The 21,776-nt window shown below is 39.2% G+C and carries 18 protein-coding genes; 14 read left to right on the forward strand and 4 right to left on the reverse strand.

The genetic code is table 11. The features are described 5' to 3' along the window. Positions 1-57 precede the first annotated feature (57 nt). From R2Q84_RS00285 to R2Q84_RS00315, 7 genes are all read left to right on the forward strand, one after another. Entirely contained in the window at positions 58-666 is a 609-nt protein-coding gene (locus R2Q84_RS00285; protein ID WP_316814511.1) for an RNA polymerase sigma-70 factor, read from the forward strand. A gap of 103 nt (positions 667-769) precedes the next feature. Beyond that, positions 770-1,927 carry a FecR family protein gene (locus R2Q84_RS00290; protein ID WP_316814512.1) on the forward strand — a complete coding sequence of 386 codons (1,158 nt, stop codon included), beginning with the start codon at positions 770-772 and terminating at the stop codon, positions 1,925-1,927. Positions 1,928-2,013: 86 nt separating this feature from the next. After that, on the forward strand, positions 2,014-5,331 hold the full coding sequence (locus R2Q84_RS00295; protein WP_316814513.1) for a SusC/RagA family TonB-linked outer membrane protein: 3,318 nt from the start codon (positions 2,014-2,016) through the stop codon (positions 5,329-5,331). Between the two features lie 11 nt (positions 5,332-5,342). Then, positions 5,343-6,782 carry a RagB/SusD family nutrient uptake outer membrane protein gene (locus R2Q84_RS00300; RefSeq protein WP_316814514.1) on the forward strand — a complete coding sequence of 480 codons (1,440 nt, stop codon included), beginning with the start codon at positions 5,343-5,345 and terminating at the stop codon, positions 6,780-6,782. A 4-nt stretch (positions 6,783-6,786) separates the two neighbouring features. Continuing rightward, on the forward strand, positions 6,787-7,554 hold the full coding sequence (locus R2Q84_RS00305) for a DUF4843 domain-containing protein (protein ID WP_316814515.1): 768 nt from the start codon (positions 6,787-6,789) through the stop codon (positions 7,552-7,554). A gap of 27 nt (positions 7,555-7,581) precedes the next feature. Beyond that, positions 7,582-9,081 (forward strand): PKD-like family lipoprotein, encoded by a 1,500-nt coding sequence (locus tag R2Q84_RS00310; protein WP_316814516.1) that lies wholly within the window; start codon positions 7,582-7,584, stop codon positions 9,079-9,081. Between the two features lie 538 nt (positions 9,082-9,619). Further along, positions 9,620-9,880: a hypothetical protein gene (locus R2Q84_RS00315; RefSeq protein ID WP_316814517.1), complete on the forward strand. Its 261-nt coding sequence runs from the start codon at positions 9,620-9,622 to the stop codon at positions 9,878-9,880. Here the strand turns inward: R2Q84_RS00315 and R2Q84_RS00320 are convergent. Then, the gene (locus R2Q84_RS00320) at positions 9,874-11,529 is read right to left on the reverse strand and encodes a chloride channel protein (RefSeq protein WP_316814518.1); all 1,656 of its coding nucleotides are present in this window, start codon (positions 11,527-11,529) and stop codon (positions 9,874-9,876) included. The genes R2Q84_RS00315 and R2Q84_RS00320 overlap by 7 nt on opposite strands. Positions 11,530-11,749: 220 nt before the next feature. Here R2Q84_RS00320 and R2Q84_RS00325 point away from each other — a divergent pair, with 220 nt between their 5' ends. Then, positions 11,750-12,445 carry a Crp/Fnr family transcriptional regulator gene (locus R2Q84_RS00325; protein WP_316814519.1) on the forward strand — a complete coding sequence of 232 codons (696 nt, stop codon included), beginning with the start codon at positions 11,750-11,752 and terminating at the stop codon, positions 12,443-12,445. Here R2Q84_RS00325 and R2Q84_RS00330 read toward each other — a convergent pair. After that, positions 12,423-12,896 carry a DUF1810 domain-containing protein gene (locus tag R2Q84_RS00330; protein WP_316814520.1) on the reverse strand — a complete coding sequence of 158 codons (474 nt, stop codon included), beginning with the start codon at positions 12,894-12,896 and terminating at the stop codon, positions 12,423-12,425. The genes R2Q84_RS00325 and R2Q84_RS00330 overlap by 23 nt on opposite strands. A gap of 233 nt (positions 12,897-13,129) precedes the next feature. Here R2Q84_RS00330 and chrA point away from each other — a divergent pair, with 233 nt between their 5' ends. The 3 genes from chrA to R2Q84_RS00345 all read left to right on the forward strand — a co-directional run bounded on the left by chrA (position 13,130) and on the right by R2Q84_RS00345 (position 15,837). Next, positions 13,130-14,479, forward strand: coding sequence for a chromate efflux transporter (gene chrA / locus R2Q84_RS00335; RefSeq protein WP_316814521.1), 1,350 nt, complete (start codon positions 13,130-13,132; stop codon positions 14,477-14,479). Positions 14,480-14,525: 46 nt separating this feature from the next. Continuing rightward, a complete protein-coding gene (locus R2Q84_RS00340; RefSeq protein WP_316814522.1) occupies positions 14,526-14,981 on the forward strand; it encodes an META domain-containing protein in 456 nt (151 codons plus the stop codon). A gap of 76 nt (positions 14,982-15,057) precedes the next feature. Next, positions 15,058-15,837 (forward strand): PRC-barrel domain-containing protein, encoded by a 780-nt coding sequence (locus tag R2Q84_RS00345; RefSeq protein WP_316814523.1) that lies wholly within the window; start codon positions 15,058-15,060, stop codon positions 15,835-15,837. Between the two features lie 2 nt (positions 15,838-15,839). Here the strand turns inward: R2Q84_RS00345 and R2Q84_RS00350 are convergent, their stop codons facing one another. Beyond that, a complete protein-coding gene (locus tag R2Q84_RS00350; RefSeq protein ID WP_316814524.1) occupies positions 15,840-16,385 on the reverse strand; it encodes a GNAT family N-acetyltransferase in 546 nt (181 codons plus the stop codon). 5 nt (positions 16,386-16,390) lie between these two features. Further along, positions 16,391-16,735, reverse strand: a complete 345-nt coding sequence (locus R2Q84_RS00355; RefSeq protein WP_316814525.1) for a hypothetical protein — start codon at positions 16,733-16,735, stop codon at positions 16,391-16,393. Between the two features lie 230 nt (positions 16,736-16,965). Between R2Q84_RS00355 and R2Q84_RS00360 the strand changes: the two genes are divergently transcribed. The 3 genes from R2Q84_RS00360 to R2Q84_RS00370 are packed head-to-tail and all read left to right on the forward strand — an operon-like array spanning position 16,966 to position 21,772. Further along, entirely contained in the window at positions 16,966-19,284 is a 2,319-nt protein-coding gene (locus R2Q84_RS00360) for a PSD1 and planctomycete cytochrome C domain-containing protein (protein WP_316814526.1), read from the forward strand. A gap of 3 nt (positions 19,285-19,287) precedes the next feature. Beyond that, entirely contained in the window at positions 19,288-20,739 is a 1,452-nt protein-coding gene (locus R2Q84_RS00365; RefSeq protein ID WP_316814527.1) for a DUF1501 domain-containing protein, read from the forward strand. Positions 20,740-20,746: 7 nt separating this feature from the next. Further along, positions 20,747-21,772 carry a hypothetical protein gene (locus R2Q84_RS00370; protein ID WP_316814528.1) on the forward strand — a complete coding sequence of 342 codons (1,026 nt, stop codon included), beginning with the start codon at positions 20,747-20,749 and terminating at the stop codon, positions 21,770-21,772. Positions 21,773-21,776: the final 4 nt, after the last annotated feature.

Here is a 21,776-nt window from a genome sequence, read left to right on the forward strand (position 1 = left end):
ATTCTTAATTTTTTAACACACATATATTTAAATGTATACAGGTGTTTGATTGTATTTATGAAAGTTAAACCAAACCTCAATACTACAGATGTTGAATTGTTTGCCTTAATTGTAAACAATGATATGGAGGCTTTCGATTATCTTTTCAATCGCCATTGGGAAAAGCTATACAGATATGCGTCTGGAATTTTAAAAGACGATGTGGAAGCACAGGATGTAGTCCAAGAGGTCTTTGTTTCGCTTTGGCAAAGACGTACAGAACTTGATGAAATTAAGTCGCCATCTTCTTACTTGTATGGAGCCATTCGTTTTAAAAGTATGGCCTATATTCGCAATAATCTGGGTAAAAATAATTATTTCGAATCCTTATCTCACTTTTTTGAAGAAGGAAGGGATGTAATTAACGAGGCTTTTGATGCACGTGAACTCAATGAACTAATAGAGAGTGAAATCGACAAACTGCCTGCTAAGATGAAAGAAGTATTTAGACTGAGTCGCATGGACCAACTGAGCCATAAAGAAATCGCCGAACAATTAAATATTTCTGAGAAAACTGTAAAAAAGCAAATCCAGCTTTCCCTCAAGTATTTTAGGATGGTATTGGCAGACCGGTCTGGGGCTATTAAGCTGGTTATTATTATTTTTCTTTTAAATCAGCAGCATTAAATTAATTTTTATGTCTATAAATCAATCATTTACATTTTATTTGATTTTAGGCATACTACCAGGTGCTGTATTTGGATACCTATGTTTATAAGCCTAAGTATCTATGAATAATGAGGAACTAAAACAGCTGTTAAACAAGTACATGGATGAGACGTGTACGCCAGAGGAAAAGCTGATGCTTGACGTTTGGTTGCACCAGGAAGCCTCAAGTGCCGGACAAATTATAGATGAGCAAGAGCTGAAGCGTATTGGAGAACGTATTGGAGAAAATGTGAAGAAACGCATTCATACAAAAATAGTATCGCCAATAAGACCTATAAACTGGTATAAATACGCAGCCGCAGCTGTTATATTAATCATCTTTTCTGTAAGTCTTTTTTCGATTTTGAACAGATCAAACCATCCTAAGCAATTGGCATTGCTAAAAAAGCATCAGGATATTGCTCCGGGAGGTAATAAAGCCATTCTTACGCTGTCAAATGGCAAAAAAGTAGTGTTAGACGAAACTGCCAACGGACAAATTGCGGATGAGGAGGGGGTAGTTGTTAAAAAACTGGCAGACGGTAGAATTATCTATGTCGAGGACGGTCAGATCAGTAACAACGCTACAGAACCAGTTTACAACACCGTAGCAACTCCCCGTGCCGGTCAATACCGGGTTGATTTACCGGATGGCACTCGGGTTTGGCTAAATTCAGAGTCAAGCTTAAAATACCCTACTGTTTTCACCGCTGCAACACGGGAAGTTGAGCTTATCGGAGAAGGTTATTTTGAAGTACATAAAGATAGATCGAAGCCTTTTATTGTTAAAAGTAATGAGTTGTCCATCAAAGTTCTGGGAACACATTTTAACATTTCCAGCTATAAGTCAGACCAGGTATCGATGGTTAGTTTACTTGAAGGAGCAGTAGATGTGTCACTAAGAGGAAACTCTAGAATTCTGGTTCCAGGACAACAGGCATATCATCAAAAGAATAGTAGTAACCTATTTGTAAGGCCTGTAAATACAGCAAGCGTAGCCTCATGGAAAGATGGTATGTTTGTTTTTGAAGATGAAAGCCTGCAGCAAATTATGAACAAAATTGCCAGATGGTACGATATAAAACTCATTTATGAATCTTTAGACCCTAAGCTCACTTTTACGGGAGCTGTACCTCGAAACAGCCAGATTTCCGCAGTATTGAAACAGCTTGAGGCAACGGGGAACGTTAAATTCAAAATTGATGGTAACCAGGTTTTTATTTCAGGTAAACTAAAATAACAACGTCTTTATTTATAAAAAACTGAGGCATAACCAGCCTGCAGAAATCCACACTATTTATTCATCAACAAACTAAACTCAATTTAATGAAAGAAAAACTTACTATTTTTTTATTACTTGTCTTTTTGTCGGCCTTTAATTATAAAGTCAGGGCACAGCAGGTAACTTTATCGGTAGACCGGCAACCGCTGGCTACAGTACTCAATGAAATTCAACGACAAACCAAATTCAATTTTGTATATAGTAATGAAGCCCGTGACAAAGCTCTTCCGGTATCCATTTCCGTTAAGCAAATGAAATTATCCGATTTGCTTGCTGAACTGTTTAAGTCACAGCCGCTATATTACAGTGTGGACGGTAATGTGATTATCCTGAAACTTAAATCACCAGCTGATCATCCGGCCCAATCGTCAAAAAATATTCAGGTGACAGTACAGGACGGAGCAACCAATGAAACCATTATAGGAGCCAGCGTTAAATTAAAAAGTGGAGGAGGTGCAAGTACGAATGATGCTGGACTGGCCAAACTGGCTATAGAAGATACAGATAAAGACTTTGTGGTAAGCTTTATTGGTTACAAACGCCAGGAAGTACTCATTAAAGAAAATACTGTTAAGTACCTGGTAAAACTTGAGCCTGAAGATGTTAAATTGAATGAAGTAACCATCAATAGCGGGATTTTTACACGTAAGAGAGAAAGTTTTACAGGAGCTACAGCTACCATCACAGCTAAGGAATTGCGGAATGTCGGGAACATGAACGTGATCGAAAGTATTAAATCTTTAGATCCCTCCATCATTATGCCGGATAACTTAAACTTTGGCTCAGACCCAAACCGGGTCGCACAAATAGAAGTACGTGGAAAAACCAGCTTATCAAGAGACAATTTAACAGATAAATTTAGTGTAGATCCTAACCAGCCACTATTTATTCTGGACGGCTTTCCAACTACTTTACGTACGATTACAGACTTGGATATGAGCCGAATTGCCTCTATCAGTATTCTTAAAGATGCTGCTTCTACCTCTTTGTATGGGGCACAGGCCGCAAATGGGGTAGTAGTGGTGGAAACGATTAAGCCTAAACCTGGAAGTGTAAGAATTAACTATAGCGGAGATTTTAGGTTAGAGATGTACGACTTGCACAGTTACAACATGATGAGTGCTGCAGAGAAACTTGAATTTGAGCGCCGCGCAGGCCGCTATACACAATCTCCTTTTTTAAGTGCCGGATTAGACAATGGGTTTATTTTGGACAGTCTGTACAATGCCCGGTTAAAAAGAGTGCTGTCTGGTGTAAACACCTATTGGTTAGATAAACCTCTACAAACTGGGTTCAGTAATAAACATTCCTTGTACGTTAACGGTGGTTCTGAAGAATTTCAGTATGGCGTAGGTACCAATTATCAGAACATTACAGGTACAATGAAAGGCTCTGGCAGGGACGCCTGGGGTGCCAACATTGACCTGAGCTATAGAAAGCGTAAAGTAAATATCTCTAACCAATTTTTCATCAACGGTTACGATGCAACAGATTCGCCTTATGGTTCGTTTTCCAAATATGTAAATATCAATCCGTATTATCAGGACAACTGGGGTGATAAACCGCCACGATATCTGGAAGACAGCAGAGCTAGTGAGGTCAATGATCCGGGATATAGAGTTGCTAATCCATTTTACAATGCTCAGCTAAATTCTTATAATAAGAACCAGAATTTTGCAGTGCAGAATAACTTGTCAATGAATTGGGATATTACCAGCGATTTACGTTTTACCCCAACACTTCAATTGGGCAAATCAATTAGGACGGCTACCAGTTTTGTTTCTCCGGAAAATACTGGTTTTGATGGAGTCTCCATTTATGAACGTGGGACGTATAACAGTCAGCGTTACGACAGCTTCAATTACCAGCTCAATGGAATGCTGACTTACAACAAAGTATTTAAAGAAAAACATGTGATAACTGCGAATTTAAGAGCTGAACTTTTTAATTCAAGAAATACGTTTCTTGAAACTGCTATTGTTGGCTTTCCCGCCGGTGTAGAAGGAATCCCTTCTTTCGGCTATAGTTATAAACCCAATACCTCACCAGCTTATAATGATGTAACCGTACATAGGGCCAACATGCTATTTAGTGTAAATTATGCTTACGACAATAGGTACTTGTTGGATGCTACCTATCGTTTGGACGGTTCGACAGCGTTCGGTTCAGCAAAACGTTACTCGCCTTTTTGGGCAGTGGGGCTAGGTTGGAACTTACACCGTGAGGCCTTCCTGGAAAACATAGGCTGGATAGATATGTTTAGGTTAAGAGGGAATATTGGTATTACCGGCAATCAAAATTTTGGCAGTTTCCAATCATCAACAGTTTATAAATTTGATGTTAATACCAATTATTTTGGACAAGGAACGAACATAGATGCATTGGGGAACCCTAACCTGGCCTGGCAAAGCACCAGGCAGATTAGCGTGGGAACAGATTTTTCAGGCATTCACAACCGCCTATCTGTAACGCTCAATGCTTACCATAAACTTACCGATCCATTAATTGTGGCATTAAACCTGCCATCTTCTACAGGTTTATCAGATTTTCCTTTGAATATGGGTAACCTCACAACCAAAGGTGTCGAGGCAATCCTTCGCTATGCTGTTATTCAGCAGACAAAGCAAGATTTTACATGGACACTGGGTTTGCAGGGGACGATGTATGAAAATAAGTTCAACGGTTTTGGAGCTATCACCAGTAACCTGAATCAACAGCAATTAAACAATAACCAACTGAACCGTTATACAGATGGTTATAGCCCTGATGATATATGGGCAGTACCTTCGATGGGCATTAACCCTGCCAATGGCCAGGAAGTTTTCCTGAAAAGGAATGGCGAGTATACTTTTGATTATGATGCAGTCGACATTGTTAAGGTAGGAAACTCCCGTCCGAAAGTAGAAGGCGTGATCAGCTCGAATTTACGTTATCAAGGGTTTTCTATGGGTTTGTATTTAAGGTACAGATTAGGAGCTGACATTTTTAACACTGCTCTTTACAATAAAGTTGAGAACATTAGTGTGGCCCAGATTGAAAACAATCAGGACCGCAGGGCATTGTACGACAGATGGCAGCAGCCTGGAGATCTGGCCAGGTTTAAATCTATTGCCATCAATTCAGTTACGAGTATGTCATCCCGGTTTGTACAGAAAGAATCCTTGTTATCGGGTGAATCCATTAGTGCTGGTTACGAATTTAGAAAAGATAAATTCGGCTGGATCAAACAGGCAGGATTGCAAAGTCTCCGGTTAACAGCTTATGCAAATGATATTTTCCGCTTATCAAGTATCAGAGCCGAACGCGGAATAGATTATCCGTTTGCCAATAATTTATCGTTTAGTATCAACGCATCATTTTAATCCAGGAAATTATGAGCATCAATAAAACAACATTTAACTATTTTATCCTGTTTATTGCGGTGTTGGTTACTACTACATCCTGCAAAAAGTTTCTGGATGTAAAACCCAAAGACCGAATATTGGAAGTCACCATTTTTTCTAATGAAGCTAGTGTAAACACAGCTCTGAACGGAATTTATCTGAGTATGGCCAAGCCCAACTTGTATGGAGGTAACCTTACAATGAGTACTATTGATATTTTGGGACAGTATTACAACTGCACCGGAACACATGTAAAGGCGCAATTTGCGGGTTACAAGTATACCGATGCCGGAGTGATGGCTACCATGGACCAAATTTGGTCCGCCAGCTATAAAAACATACTTAATGTAAACAACTTTATTCAATCACTTGAGGCCTCTGCAGTATTGCAGGCTGATAAGAAAAATATCCTTCTGGGCGAAGCATATGGACTGCGTGCATTTTTACATTTCGATTTATTGCGCCTGTATGGCCCTGTCTACAAAACAGATTCATTGGCAAAAGCGATTCCTTATGTAACCTCCACCTCGGTAAATGAACAGCCTGTTTTACCTGCCAACCAGGATATGACACTAATTTTGCTGGATTTAAGCAAGGCCGCCGCCTTGTTGCAAGGTGACCCGATAAGAACTAAAGGGGTAGAAGTATTAACAGGCGTAAGCTCTGTAGACTTTTATAAACTACGTAACCGCAGAATGAACTACTATGCAGTTAAAGCACTAAGTGCCCGAGCAAAACTCTATAGGGGTGATTTAACTGGCGCAGGTAATGACGCCAGGGAAGTAATCACAGCCGCCGCTACATTTTTTCCATGGGTTGTACCAACAGCTATAGAGTCTGAACCTGTTAACCCGGATAGGGTATTGTCATCGGAAATAATTTTTGGTGTTCAGAATTCAGAAATGTACAATCAGCAACGCGATTTGTTTGCGGCTACACTTCAACCTACATCAATTCTGGCACCGGTTACCGCACAATTGAATGCTATTTTTGAAAGCAACGAAAGAGACTATCGTTTTAACCCCAGCTGGAAAGTCCCCGCTGTTGGTGGTAAAAACTATCGTACATTTTTTAAGTTTGATGATATCCAGAATACCAGGCTGTTGTTCCGTATGTTTCAACCACTAATCCGCATGAGTGAGATGCACTATATAGCTGCGGAAACCAGTACAAATACTGATCAGGCAATTGGATATTTAAATAATGTGAGGCATGCACGTGGACTAACCGATCTGGCGACAACCGCAAACCTGGCTCAGGAGATTCAGAAAGAATATCGTAAAGAGTTTTGTGGCGAGGGGCAAATGTTCTTTTTTTATAAGCGTAAGTCCTTAACAGCAATCCCTAACGGAGCTGCAAACGGCAACCTGAATATGAACCTTAAAAATTATGTTGTACCGCTTCCATTAAGTGAAACCCAAAACCGATAACCTTATGAATATTAAATATTATATCCCTGCTATTGTCATCTGCCTAAGCTTTTTTGCCTGCAAGAAGTCGGAGATCGAAACCTATCATGGCCAGGAACTTATCTATTTTAATGATGTTGCACCGGGCGACCGCAGTCGGAGGGATTCTGTTATTCTATCTTTTGCCGGCATGTCCGAGAATGCAGTTGATACCATTTTTAATTTGCCGGTAGCCATTATGGGTAAGGCTGAAAATAAAGACCGTTATTTTAAGGTGCTGGTCGAACAATCGGCGTCAACAGCGATTGCAGGAAAACATTTTGATGCGTTTCCAGACCAGGTTTTATTTAAGGCCGGTAGCGTAAATGCTTTCTTACCCATAAAGGTTCACCGTACTGCAGATATGCTCAGCAATATGTTTAAATTAAGCATACAGCTGGTAGCCAACTCTGATTTTCAGGCAAATACAGCTGCCATAGTAAATGGGACAAAAACTATCAGTCAGAACCACTACAAAATACTGATGACAGATATTTTAATGAAACCAGATTGGTGGGTAGGTTCAGTCGACAGATATTTTGGCACATTTTCCAGAAGGAAAGTAGTAACCATTGAGTCGGTGACCGGCTATAATTTAAGTCAGATAGAACAATACGTTTTGAGATATGACTGGCCTTTTGTGATCGCCATTGCGCGAAGTACCCAGGTGTATTTAAATTATCAGGATGCTACGGGGAATACCATTATGGATGAAAACGACCAGGCTATGAGCATGGGCACTGCCATTAAATAAGTTGTTAGCTAATTACAAAGAATAAATATGAAAACGAAAATATATGTTTTTTTTACAGGCTTGATGCTATTTGCGGTTCTGCAGAGTTGTAAAAAGAAAGATGCAGAAAACCTGGTGCCGGTAAATGAGATCAGCATTAGTGGCATCGAAAATAAATACACATTATTGTCTACCGATGTCCTGGAAATTGCACCAAAACTGAGTGCCAGTATACAAACAGATCTGGATAACAGTAATTATGATTTTTACTGGATTAATATGGGAGTAACCTCGCTAAACTCTACAAGCCAGGATACACTTGCCCGCACTAAAGATTTAAGTACGGTTTTAGGCTTAAAAACAGGGCAATACAAGCTTTTTTTTAGAATGGTGGATAAGAAAACAGGAGTTTTTTATGCCAAAAGTTTTCTTGTAAATATTTCATCTGCACTAAGTCGTGGTTTTTTACTGCTGTCGGAAGTTAATGGCGGTTCCCGTTTAGATATGCTGGCAAAAACCAGTACCGGATATAATGTAGTAACAGATGTATTGGCAAAATCTGCATCATCGCTGGTACTTACAGGTAAACCTTATTTTGTGAGCAGTATCGTAAATCCATTTTACGGTGATCAGACCTTTATTGGTACATCAGACGGAACCAATTTAGTGGCCGAGGAAACATTTGCTGCTGCACCTTCCAGCAATATTGTTTATCAGTTTAAAGGAACAATCCCCTCAGTAGCTACATTTAAGCCAACTATGTTTTACCAGGGTCCACAGTATGGAGCCTATCTCTATAATGAGCATGATATTTATGCTACTTTTCTAATGGCTGCCCCTTTTAGTACGCCAATTAACAATATTGGAACTGGAAATGTGAAGTTTCCGGCATCGCCCTTTATTGCAAATTATATGAGTACGGGGTACGAAAGTAATGCGATCATATTTGATGAACAAGGCCAAACTTTCTACAACTATAAAGCCGAAAGCCTGGGGGCATCAGCAATGCCAACCGGTAACCTTTTTGATTTTAATGTGAAGAAAAAACTGGTGTATATGGGCTTTAGCCTCTATAATTCCGGAGAAGTTTCTGCCATATTAAAAGACAATGATAAGTCTGTCTACCATTTCGCAAGGTTCGCTGCCCCTTACAAGAACATTGCGTTTGGCTACCAGTATACTTATCAGGTGATGAATGCTACCGATATTGACAAAGCAACTCATTTTGCTGTTACGCCACAACAGGGATATTTATTTTATGCAGTTGAAGGCAAATTGTACGAGTACGATTTCGCTTCCAATAGTGCCAAACTGATGAAGGATTATGGGAGTCGTAAAATCAGTATGCTAAAGGTAAACTTACCAGATGCCTACTGGATTCCTGAAGAATACTCCAATCTGCTAATGATAGCAACTTATGACGAAGGAAATATGTCCACCTCTGGAAAGATAGAGTTCTTTAAGACTGCACCGGTACAAGGCGACCTGGAACTTTATTCATCATATACGGGAATGGGCAAAGTAGTAAGTGCTTTACAGAAGTATTAATAAATTAAGATTTATAGGATTAAAGGGTTGCATCATTGATCAAAAAATGATGCAACCCTTTCTTTGAATTGAGCTATCAGACATGACACATTACAGTTTCGTTTGAATTAAATCAGTGGAAGAGTCATACCATATGTAAACACGGTTTAAACAGGGTCTAAACAGGGTGCACACAGGGTCAATGACCCTGTGTGCACCCTGTATAAATATGATAACTATAAAGCAAATTAGTGTTTACTGTCTATACCTTGTCTGACACTAATCGAACCAAATTTTAAACTGAATAAAAATTCGACTGGCGGTTCCTTGAAAATGATGAGAATAAGAAATGATCATCTCAAATTTGTTACATTAAAACAAACTTTTACTTGCAATCCTCCATTTGATTTTGCTAATTTTAAATACTTGCCTTTGGTATTCAGTCATTAATTAAAGTAATGACAATGTTTAACACAATTATTAAAGGAAGGCAGCGTTTAAAGTTGAAATTAGTTAGCAATAGCAACTTTGTTTAATGGTAAACTAAATTTAGAATTTGATGAAAAAATTGAGATCAAAAGTAGTAAAAGCGCTCAAAAAAGAATTTACGTTTGAATGCACCATTTCTTCAAGAATGAACCAGGTGATCTTGAATGTCAAGAACATTGATTTTGAACAGCATCTCGGACAATTACTACAACAGACTCAGCAGATCATTGATAAGTACTTCCCTCAAAGAGAAGAAAACCTTTGTCTCGTTATTCGGGAAATAGGAGGAACAAACCAAAACACATTTAAAATCTGGAAGTCGGTTTATTGATTTCTTTTGCCTAACATTCTACGGCTTTTAATCATCATCTTCATCCGGCCACGTTTCAGTGAGAGGTTAACGCCTGCCTGTTCATTTTCCTGGTGATGTAGCTTATAAGCATGTAGAACATCTTTGTATGTAAATAAGGCTATTACTTTAGTTGAATCCTCGCTACCAAATACAGGTAAAGAATCTTCATTACTTGAAGCTAATAATTTAACCGCTTTAGAAAGTGGATCATTTTCTCTTAACACAGGAAAATGGTGTTGCATACGTGCTTTTGTATGATATACTTCATTTGTTTTGGACCCTTTACCCAGAACGTCTGAAATGGTTATTCTTCTTAATACATCAGGCTCATAAGAATCTGGGGTATAGATACCTCTTCTGGCAATTTTTTCTGTCATAATGGTGTTTTCCATGAAGAAAAAAGAAATCAGATAAGAAGCCGTACATGCACCCAGTAATGGTAACAGCGCATGAGATTGCATAGTAGCTTCCAAAGCGAAAGTGATGCTGGTTAGGTACGCTCTGGATGCACCAGCAAACATGGAAGACATCCCTATAAGTGCCGCCATTGAGATACTGATGCCTGAGTCAGGAAAAAATAGCTGAACTAGTGTTCCTAAAATAGCTCCCGCTGTACCTCCAATCGTTAGGAGTGGGGCTAGTGTACCACCAGAGGTACCACTACCTAGCGCAATTGCCCATGAAAGGAACTTAAAAAAGCACAAACTCAACATCAGGGCCAATGGAACGTTTCCTGATAGCACACTCGTGATATTGTCATAACCGACGCCAAGTGTATGAGGGGAAAAGTAACCAATAGTGCCAACAGCAATTCCACCTATTGCCGGCCACCACATCCAGTGCAATGGTAGTTGTTCAAAAACATCTTCTATCCAGTAAACAATTTTAGTAAGGCCTAAAGAAATAAAACCTATGACGATACCTATTGCACTATAAATTCCTAGTGCTAAATTCGTAGGGCTTTCAAGATCCGGCATAGGGAAGACAGGTCCCGATTCAAAAAGCAATTGATGCCCGGCAGCACCAGTTATGCAGGCCAGTGCAACTGGTAAGATGGCCTTTGGCGAAAATTCAAAAAGTAGTAATTCTATAGCCAGGAAAACTGCAGCGATTGGCGTACCAAAAATGGCCGACATACCAGCTGTAGCACCTGCAGCCAGAATGACTTTTCGTTCATTTGGTGTGATTTTAAACAACTGACCTATGGTTGAGCCCAAGGCACCGCCGGTTGCAATAATAGGTCCTTCAGCACCGAAAGGACCACCAGATCCAATGACTATGGCCGAGGATATCGGCTTTAAAAATGCAATAGATGGCTTGATTTTGCTTTGGTTTGTTAAAACCTGTTCCATTGCTTCGGGTATTCCGTGACCTCTGATCGCTTTAGAGCCAAATAAAGCCATTAGTCCCACCAGTAGTCCACCTATAGCCGGGAGGATGATTACAAACAATCCCAGATGATTGTCCGCGGGACTACGGAAGCTAGTATCGAAACTTCCATAGAAACAGATGTTAGTGACCAAATGGATTAGTAAAACCAAAAATTTGGCAATTATACTGATGACAACAGCCACTGTAATTGATAAAAGTGATATTTGTAGCAATCTTTTTTTTTCGTTAAGGCTCATGACAGTTTCATGTAAATGATCGGTGTAAAAACTGTTGCAAAGCTATCATTTTATAAGTTCAATCAATGTAATTAATATTGTTTATTTTATATTTAAATAAAAATCAATAAATAAGAAATCAAAATAAATATTGTTTAAACAATATTTATCAGTTTAGTACTTTTTTGATTTTTCATCTATTTCATTGAATGTATTGTGTTAAAAATCGCATATTTGAAATATGAAAGAATGCGGGAATTTGTGTGATCTTAAAAGTTGTTTCCTATGTCAGCTTTGTTTACCGGAATGGCTTCCGGCTATTACCCATAGCAAGCGAAATTTTGAAGTTAAAAAAGGTGAATTGCTTTTTAGCGAGGGAGATCATGTAAATGGAATTTATTTTGTTTATAAAGGGAAATTTAAAGTTCATAAACGATGGGATAAGGAAAAAGAGCTGATCATTCGTTTCGCTGCTTCCGGGGATATTATTGGACATATGGGGCTTGGAAAAATGCCGCTTTATCCTGTTTCCGCTACAGCTCTTGAACCCGCGATCGTATGCTTTTTGGGTATGGATTTTTTTAAGACTACGCTTAAAGTAAATACAAACCTTACCTATGAACTAATGAACTTTTTTGCTAACGAACTACAAAATTCACATAGAAGTATGCGTGATCTCGCACATATGTCAGTTAAGGCGCGCATTGCACAAGTTTTCATCTCTCTCAAACAGCAGTTTGGATTAGATAAAGAAGGCTATATTAATATTGAAATGAGCCGACAGGATATCTCCTCATTTGCGGGAACAACTTATGAAACATTGTTTAAAGTGTTAAATGAGTTTGCCAATCTTGGAATTTTAATCTTGAAGGGTAGAAAGATCCACTTATTGGATGAAGACAAATTACTACTGATTATCGCCAATGATAATGCTTAAGATAGAAATCTGATGATTGTGCCTTTTCCTTATTAAGAATCTCAAGTGATTGCTGATCTGGCTGCATTTGAAAAAATTCATCCAGTATTTGCTGAAAGATGGGATCTGAATTTCGTAGCGAAGCAAATAAGGTCATGGATGATTTTAATTTGAGATCATCTGGTGTGCCAAATACACTCCGTATATTACGGGTTTTCAATTTAAGTAATGCGTAGCAGATGTTAATGAGTCGGCTACCTAATACCGGATGGGAAAGATATTGTTCAGCTTCATACTGATCCTTTATAGCGTATTGTTTTGAGATATTGCTAAACCCTAAGCCTTTAAGCTGTGGAAAGATGTACCACATCCAATGGCTGCGTTTTTTACCGCTTTTGATTTCTTCGAGTGCGGTTTCATAGCTATTTCGCTGAGCGTCAATAAACCTGTTTAAATCGCTTACTATTTTCATTATTAGTCGGTTTAGAATTAGTGAACGGTAGTTGTTTTAGTCTTCGACAATTGCTTAACAAATTGAAGGGCTTATCTGTTTTTTTAATATTGTAAAAACGTAATTCTGTTCAAAATGAGCATTATTTTGTGTACCTTGTAGTTTACAAAACTTACTGAATTATATCATTCTTTATCCCTTATCTCTAATAGTATTTCTTGTTGTACGCTTCGGTGTATTTCAAAAAAATACTATTGAACACGAAATCCTTGATGCAAGTAGAAGATCCCCTAACAAAACCCACTTTCAAAGACGCTTTAAAATTTTGGTTTAAATTAGGCTGGATTAGTTTCGGAGGAACTTTGGGCCACATTAACATTATGCATGATTTCCTGGTTGAAAAAAAGAAATGGATCAGCAACAGTAGGTTTTTTCACGCACTCAGTTTGTGTATGCTTTTACCCGGCCCCGAAGCGCAACAGCTTGCTATTTACATAGGCTGGCAATTACATGGAAAGCGTGGCGGTCTGCTGGCTGGTTTATTTTTCATTCTCCCCTCTATGTGTATCTTGCTGGGACTTAGCCTTCTTTATGTAACTTTTGGAAATCAAGCTTGGATGGATGCTATTTTTAGTGGGTTAAAACCTGCGGTTGTGGCCATTATCTTCCATGCAGTTTGGAGTGTCGGAGGGAAGGCTCTTCACGGTTTTCTACATTACTTACTTGCTGCAATTGCGTTTGCCTGCATTTTTTTCTTTAATATTCCAATGCCTTACATTATTGTTGGTGCCATCATTTTTGCTTTGTTTTTCAGACGCATTTGGCCACAGCTTGTTTATAGAAAAGGTGCCAGCCACGACGCTGAAGGTGAGGTTAATGAAAGTGATTATTATATCAACAAAAATACCGAGGGACTGGGAAAAGACTTCAATGCAAAGCTCTTGGCTAAACAATCCCTTATTTTTTTTCTGATTTGGATATTACCATTATCGTTGTTCTATTTTTTAAGCTTTGACTTTTCTTTTTGGAAAGGGATGATCCTGTTTTTTACTCAAACAGCACTTTTTACCATTGGTGGATCATATACTGTTTTGCCTTATGTAGCTCAATTTAGTGTATCCAGGTTTAACTGGCTAAGCAAATCTCAAATGGTAGATGGATTTGCCTTAGCGGAGACCACGCCAGGCCCGTTAATTATAGTAGTTTGTTATGTCGGTTTTATGGCTGGTTATAATCATTTCGAAAACTCTTTATGGATGGGGACTGTGGGACTTCTAGTTACCACATTTTATACATTTTTACCTTCTTTTCTGTTTATTTTTGTGGGTGGACCAGTATTGGAACATTCAAGAGGCAATGTTGTAATCAGCGATGTCCTGAGTTTTGTGACCGCTGCAGTTGTGGGCGTAATTTTAAATCTTACGCTATACCTGGGAAAGGACGTACTGTTCCCTCATGGTCTATCTTTGGCAAAAGTGGACTTGACTGCTTTGTTATGGATTACGGTGTCCATAATGCTGATATTTAAACTTCGACTCAATATCGTTTATCTGATTATCCTTAGTATGGCCTATGGAATATTACAGTATTGCTTTTTAAGCTAAATTTTCATTAACTTGTGTAAGCTCATTTTTTACAATAAATAATCATATGAAACGGATTCAATACTTTACACTCATTTTATGCACGCTGTCTCTTGCTGCATGTAATATTTTTAAAAAACCGTCTACAGAGAAAAATACTGAAGGCACTATGAAAAGCAATGTAATTACTGACCGTAAGTGGAAGTTAGTTGAACTTGAAGGCAAGCCGGTAGCGGACAAAATCAATGGTAAAGAACCATTTATCCTGCTACAGAAAAGTGATAGCCGTTATTCAGCTTCCGGAGGCTGTAATGGGTTGGGCGGTTCATTTACATTAATGGATAATGGAAGGATAAAATTCTCTCAAGGTATGTCGACGATGATGGCATGTGAAAATATGGAGATTGAAAATGGCTTAAATAAAGCTTTAGTAGCCGCGGATAATTATAGCCTTAGTGGAGATGATCTAACATTAAACAAAGCAAGAATGGCACCATTAGCTCGCTTTAAGGCCGTTAAGTAAGCTCAGAAATCGCGTCTTTAGACACAAACTTTAATCCATATTGTTTGTTTATTATTCGTCAATAAAGACGAAAATTATGCAACACAATGTAAAAAGTCTGTCAGGCTTCACAATTGGTGCAACTGATGGAGAAATCGGAAAAGTGGATGAGTTATTTTTTGATGACGAAACATGGACTATACGTTATCTGGTGGTGAAAACAGGTGGTTGGTTATCCGGCCGTAAAGTTCTGCTTTCACCACTTGCCTTGCTTCGACCAGACTGGAAAAATAGAGTATTCCCGGTTAATTTAAGTAAAGAACAGGTGAAAAACAGCCCTGATATTGATACGAAACAAACTGTCTCCCGTCAACATGAGATCGAGTTGTATGATCATTATTCCTGGCCTTACTATGGAGCTGCAGGGGCAGGGTTTTATGGAGGTATGGGAATGGCCGGCATGATTGATTCAAGGATCACCGTGAAAAATGTTATAGCCGAGCAGCGCAATGAAAAAGAACCTCCTGATCCACATCTACGTAGTACGGATGAAGTCCGCAGATATCACATTCATGCTACCGACGGAAGTATAGGTACAGTCGAGGATTTTATTATTAACGACGAAAATTGGGTGATTAATTATTTGATTGTAAATACCGGTAACTGGTTTCCCGGAAAAAAAATTATTCTTCCTCCCGAATGGATTGAGCAGGTAAAATGGGAAGATAGCTCCGTTTATGTGGATGTATCCGTTGATGCAATAAAACACAGTCCTAAATATGATCCTTCTATGCCGATGGAGGAAGCTTACAAGGAAAAACTCTTCAATTATTATGGGAGATCAGCAAAGGACAATAAACATGATGCGGCATCTTAAAATCAGCTCCTGATAGTTTCGTAAAAATCTTGTACAATATCAAACGGAGCCTTATAGTTAAAATTAGCATGCTCCAGGACTTTCTTTGCTGCGATGTTCTCACGGTTGACTACCGCACCGATTTTATCGATTCCCTGGTCGAGGATAAGTTCGATTAACACAGGAAGGATTTCAGACATGATATAACAACCACTTGCAAAACCGCTGAGATAAAATTCGATAAAAAATGGGTAATGATCCATATTGTAATAGTCTTTCACTACTTCGGGCGATATCAGATCGATTATACCAATTACTTTCTCAAGTTCCTTATGGGTAATAAAATGTATATAATTACGCCCGGTATGATAATTTACGATTGCCGTCTGTAGAAATGTTTCAGCTTCCTGTAGGCTATTCAGACGTTTTCCGGGTATAAATTTTAAGGTTTGATCATCGGAAAGAATATCAAAAATGTCTTTTGTCAATTCCTCAAACCTGCTTAAATCTTCCGGACGAAAGGGGTGGATCAATAATTTATCATTTTCAAAATGGATCGGCTTTAACATTAAGTTCAGTTGTCTAAGTAGGCAATAATGGTATTAACGGTTTCCAATGGTAATGGCGTTCCGGTTTTGTTTTCGAATTGATACTGCCCAGAATTGAATTTTTCAATATAAGTACCGCTCTCATTATTGAATTTCAAATAACCTTGTTCAAAAAACCTTTCCTGTACTTCACCAGAGGAATCCATAGAACGAAAGATTAAACTTAGGACTTCCCGGGTACTTTTGTTCAATACCAGCCAACGGAAAACATCGGAGAGATCTGCATCTTCCGAAAGATCATTGCGTTTTATTTCTACGATAACATATTGCTCGTTTTCCAGGAAATATAGACAGTTAAAATCAGTTTTCATTTTTTTCAAAAATGGATGAGGCCGAAATTAAAAAAATAAAGTAAAAACCGGGTAAGAAGTTGTGGATATTCCCATTTTTTCATACTGTTGAATAGCTTATGCAATCGATAGAATAATCCATGCAATCGATAGAATAATCCATTGGATTAATTAGAGATATTTACTATAATTACTTTACGTAGATAATAGGTAAATCTACCAGCACTTTGTAAACCAAATAAAACATTTGTATGTATCGCAGGCTTTTTTGTTTAATGCTGGCGTTTGTGGGTATTCTTTATGTTATACAAGCCTGCAATTCGTCTGGAGATCAGGTTGTTGAGGAAGAGGTTCCAGACAATATCAGTTACAATTTTCATGTAAGACCCATCTTGTCGGATAAATGTTTTATCTGTCATGGACCCGATGCAAATAAAAGGGAGGCCGGACTGAGGTTAGACATTGAGGAAGCTGCTTACAAAGCATTGAAGGAAAAACCTTCTGCACACGCATTGGTCCCATTTAAACCGTTACTTTCTGAGGTTTTTCTTCGAATTTCCTCAAAGGATTCAGCGTTGATTATGCCACCGAAATCTTCTAATCTAAAACTGAGTGCACATGAAATTTCAGTAATAGAAAAATGGATTAAACAAGGGGCTAAGTATGAGCGTCACTGGGCCTTTACCCCCCCTGTGAAACCAAATGTTCCAAAAGTTAAAAATGAAGAATGGACAAAAAATGAGATTGATCATTTCATCCTTCAGAAACTGGAACAGAAAAGAGTAGAACCTAATCCACAGGCGGATAAAGAAAGAATATTGAAAAGAGTGAGCCTGGACCTCACCGGTTTGCCACCCAGTATAGAAATGATGGATAAATTCCTTGCAGACGGTAGTAGTAATGCCTACGCGAAAGTTGTAGAATCATTATTGCAAAGTCCGGCCTATGGAGAAAAAATGGCACTGCATTGGCTGGACGTTTCCCGATATGCTGATTCGCATGGATACCAGGATGACAATTACCGTTCTCAATGGCCGTGGAGAGACTGGGTAATCCATGCTTTTAATAAAAATATACCATATGACCAGTTTATCACCTGGCAACTGGCTGGAGACCTCATGCCTAATGCGACAAAAGAACAACTGTTGGCTACCGGCTTCAACCGCAACCATAAGATTACAGAAGAGGGAGGGGTAATTGATGAAGAATACCGTGTAGAATATGTGAGCGACCGTACAAATACCTTTGGTAAAGCTCTTTTAGGGGTTACTTTAGAATGTGCCCACTGTCATGATCACAAATACGATCCCTTTTCGCAAAAAGAATACTACCAGGTGTACGCTTTCTTTAATAATGTAAAAGAAGTTGGTCTCGAATCCAGTGTAGGAGGTCCGGAAACTTATGCCAAAAAACCTTTAATGGAGATCAGCAATCAGGACATTAAAAAGATACTCTCATTTGTAAATAAGCAAGACACCAATAAACTCATTGTTTCGGTGATGGGGGACCAGGATACGCTTAGAAAAACATATATCCTGAACAGGGGTGTATATGATGACCATGGCACAGAGGTAGAAGCAGGAACACCTCAGTCGGTATTATCTTTCAGCAAAGAGTATGCTAAAAACCGACTTGGATTATCTAAATGGTTATTTGATAAAAAGAATCCATTGACCTCAAGAGTCTTTGTAAACCAGGTATGGCAGGAGTTTTTTGGACGAGGTATTGTGAAAACTTCCGGAGATTTCGGTATGCAGGGTGAACTCCCATCTCACCCGGAACTACTGGATTGGTTGGCAGTAGATTTTATGAATCATGGATGGGATATCAAGCGTTTGGTTAAACAGATTGTAAGTTCTGCTACCTATCAGCAGTCTGCAGTAGTGTCTGCAGAAAAACTGAAAACAGATCCGGAAAATATACTACTAAGCAGGGCTCCACGTTATCGTATTCCTGCAGAATCGGTTAGAGATGTGGTTTTAGCAAGTAGCGGCCTTTTGGTGAAGACTATCGGCGGGCCGAGTGTAAAGCCTTATCAACCTGCCGGGCTTTGGGAAGCCGCAACCTCAGGTCGCGGAATTCTTGCAAACTACAAACAGGATAGCGGAAACAGCTTATATAGAAGAGGTATGTATACTTTTATAAAACGCACCGTTCCACCACCAACTATGGCCATTTTCGATGCCAGTAACAGGGATCAATGTGAAGTAAAGCGCTTAAATACGAATACGCCATTACAGGCATTAGTGATGATGAATGACCCTGCGGTACTTGAAGCTTCACGTGTTTTAGCTGCCAGGTTGTTAAAAGAAAATACCAGTGCTGAGGCTAAATTAGTGAAAGGATTTCGCATGATTGTTTGCAGAAACCCTAACGAGAAAGAGGTTCAATTACTGAATTCCTATTATGCTGACCAGCTAAAAGTATTTCAACAAAAATCAAAGGCAGAAAAAGCACTAGCAGTTGGGCAATACCCTTTACCTGATAAAATTGATAAACGCAGTTTAGCAGCAATGATGCAGGTAATAACCACTATTTATAATTTAGAAGAAACCATTACCAAAACCTGATATATGGAAAAGGAATTTTTTGAACATGGACTTAATTTTAACAGGCGCCGCTTTTTATCCAAACTCAGTTTAGGTCTTGGTAGTGTGGCGCTGGGCTCCTTACTTATCCCGGATCTATTTACCGGTGGGATGGATGAAAGCACACTTCCTCCGGGAATTCCTGAATTTGCTCCAAAGGCAAAGCGAGTAATTTACCTGTTTCAGAATGGGGCACCCTCGCAGTTGGAGTCGTTCGACTATAAACCAAAGCTTAGGGAAATGATGGGGCAGGAACTTCCGGCATCAATCCGTCTGGGACAGCGACTGACTGGAATGACAGCAAATCAGGCCTCTTTTCCGCTGGTTGGATCCTACTACGACTTTAAACAGTATGGTAACTCCAGAGCATGGATAAGTGATCTGTTCCCGTATACTGCAAAGGTGGTAGACGATATTTGTATCATCAAATCCATGCATACCGAAGCGATCAACCATGATCCGGCTTTAACATTTTTTCAAACTGGTGCCCAACAAGGCAACAGACCTAGTATGGGGGCTTGGTTAAGTTATGGCTTAGGCAGTGAAAATAAAAACCTGCCGGCCTTTACTGTATTATTGTCAAGAGGTAAAGGCAATGGGCAGGGGGTATATTCCAAACTCTGGACAAATGGATTTCTTGATTCTACTCATCAGGGTGTACAATTTAGCAGTGGTGAAGACCCGGTGCTATATTTGAAAGATCCTGAAGGACTGGATAGGTTCGAAAGGAGAAAGATGCTGGATCAGCTTGCTCAAATGAATGACCTCTCCTACAAAGAATTCGGTGATCCGGAGATTAATGCAAAGGTACAACAATATGAAATGGCCTATAGAATGCAGACTGCTGTACCGGAAATTACAGACCTGAGTAAGGAGCCTGATGACATCATTAAGCTTTATGGACCAGATTGTCTGGTACCTGGAACTTTTGCTGCCAATTGTTTGCTGGCGAGAAAACTAAGTGAAAACGGTGTTCGTTTCGTTCAGCTTTATCACCAGGGATGGGATCAGCATGGCAATCTTCCATCGGAAATGGCCGGACAAGCGAAAGATGTTGACCAGGCATCAGCTGCATTAATTACTGACCTGAAACAAAGAGGTTTGCTGGACGAAACATTGGTGATCTGGGGTGGTGAATTTGGTCGCACTAATTACAGCCAGGGAAAGATGACTAAAGATAATTATGGACGCGATCATCATCCACGCTGTTTTAGTATATGGATGGCCGGAGGTGGCGTGAAACCAGGGATAGTATATGGGGAATCAGATGAGTTCGGTTACAACGTGGTTTCAAATCCTGTACATGTACATGACTTTCAGGCTACAGTCCTTCATCAACTGGGATTGAATCACGAGAAACTTGTATTTAAACATTTGGGCCGTCGTTATAGACTGACAGATGTTTCCGGAAAGGTTATAAAAGACATATTAATCTAAAATATTTATGCAGAGAAGAACATTTATAAAAAATACGACTATCCTTTCAGCAAGTTTTTTTATTGCAAAAGACCTTTTTGCAAAACCGAAAGGACCTGTATATGGGCATAATAATATGCGTTATAGGCTGGATACCAAATGGGGACAGCTGAATCCTTTAAAACATCCGGTAAATGATTGTCATGAAATGGTACAGGATGCAAAAGGAAGGATCATTTTATTGACCAATGAAACAAAGAATAACATTCTTATCTATAATAAATCCGGGAAGCTGATGGACTCCTGGGGACATGAGTTTCCTGGAGCACATGGACTTACCCTGGCTAAGGAAAATGGTAAAGAATATCTTTTTATAACCGACACCAACAGACACCAGGTTTATAAAACGACTCTGGATGGAAAAGTTCTGATGACGATTGACTGTCCGATGGAGTCTGGTTTATATAAAAAGAAAGAAGAATTTGTTCCTACCGAAACAGCTGTGGCTGATAACGGCGATTTCTTTATTGCCGATGGATATGGCTTGCAATATGTCTTTCATTACAGTGCTGATGGCAAATTATTGGGCCATTTCGGAGGCAGAGGACCAGAAACGAAACATTTGGACAATGCCCATGGGGTTTGTATTGACAAACGCGATGGAACTCCATCACTGCTGGTTACCGATAGAACCCGGAACTGCTTTAAACGCTTTGATATGCAAGGCAATTTAAAAGAGATTATCCAGCTTCCTGGAGCATGCGTTTGCCGCCCTGTAATAAAAAATGACTATCTCTATGCTGCCGTATTGCGTTCACCGGATCTCAATAAGGATGGAAGTGGTTTTACGACAATCCTAAATAAGGAAAATAAAGTAGTCTCAAATATTGGAGGTAACATGCCAGTGTATAAAGATGGGCTGCTACAGCCCATGAGCCAGGGAGAAAAGATTTTGTTGAATCCCCATGATGTATGCGTTGATGATGATGAAAACTTGTATGTAGCACAATGGGCTTCAGGAAAAGTTTATCCTTATAAATTTACAAGGGTATAGTTTT

The organism is Pedobacter nyackensis (assembly GCF_032678475.1).
GTDB lineage: Bacteria > Bacteroidota > Bacteroidia > Sphingobacteriales > Sphingobacteriaceae > Pedobacter > Pedobacter nyackensis_A.

Coding starts and splice junctions, on each gene's coding strand:
- R2Q84_RS00340 (WP_316814522.1), top strand. CDS start 14,526: ATGAAACGGATTCAATACTTTACACTCATTTTATGCACGCTGTCTCTT.
- R2Q84_RS00370 (WP_316814528.1), top strand. CDS start 20,747: ATGCAGAGAAGAACATTTATAAAAAATACGACTATCCTTTCAGCAAGT.
- R2Q84_RS00320 (WP_316814518.1), bottom strand. CDS start 11,529: ATGAGCCTTAACGAAAAAAAAAGATTGCTACAAATATCACTTTTATCA.
- R2Q84_RS00295 (WP_316814513.1), top strand. CDS start 2,014: ATGAAAGAAAAACTTACTATTTTTTTATTACTTGTCTTTTTGTCGGCC.
- R2Q84_RS00330 (WP_316814520.1), bottom strand. CDS start 12,896: ATGAAAATAGTAAGCGATTTAAACAGGTTTATTGACGCTCAGCGAAAT.
- R2Q84_RS00285 (WP_316814511.1), top strand. CDS start 58: ATGAAAGTTAAACCAAACCTCAATACTACAGATGTTGAATTGTTTGCC.
- R2Q84_RS00305 (WP_316814515.1), top strand. CDS start 6,787: ATGAATATTAAATATTATATCCCTGCTATTGTCATCTGCCTAAGCTTT.
- R2Q84_RS00355 (WP_316814525.1), bottom strand. CDS start 16,735: ATGAAAACTGATTTTAACTGTCTATATTTCCTGGAAAACGAGCAATAT.
- R2Q84_RS00350 (WP_316814524.1), bottom strand. CDS start 16,385: ATGTTAAAGCCGATCCATTTTGAAAATGATAAATTATTGATCCACCCC.
- R2Q84_RS00300 (WP_316814514.1), top strand. CDS start 5,343: ATGAGCATCAATAAAACAACATTTAACTATTTTATCCTGTTTATTGCG.
- R2Q84_RS00325 (WP_316814519.1), top strand. CDS start 11,750: ATGAAAGAATGCGGGAATTTGTGTGATCTTAAAAGTTGTTTCCTATGT.
- R2Q84_RS00360 (WP_316814526.1), top strand. CDS start 16,966: ATGTATCGCAGGCTTTTTTGTTTAATGCTGGCGTTTGTGGGTATTCTT.
- R2Q84_RS00315 (WP_316814517.1), top strand. CDS start 9,620: ATGAAAAAATTGAGATCAAAAGTAGTAAAAGCGCTCAAAAAAGAATTT.
- R2Q84_RS00345 (WP_316814523.1), top strand. CDS start 15,058: ATGCAACACAATGTAAAAAGTCTGTCAGGCTTCACAATTGGTGCAACT.
- R2Q84_RS00310 (WP_316814516.1), top strand. CDS start 7,582: ATGAAAACGAAAATATATGTTTTTTTTACAGGCTTGATGCTATTTGCG.
- R2Q84_RS00365 (WP_316814527.1), top strand. CDS start 19,288: ATGGAAAAGGAATTTTTTGAACATGGACTTAATTTTAACAGGCGCCGC.
- R2Q84_RS00290 (WP_316814512.1), top strand. CDS start 770: ATGAATAATGAGGAACTAAAACAGCTGTTAAACAAGTACATGGATGAG.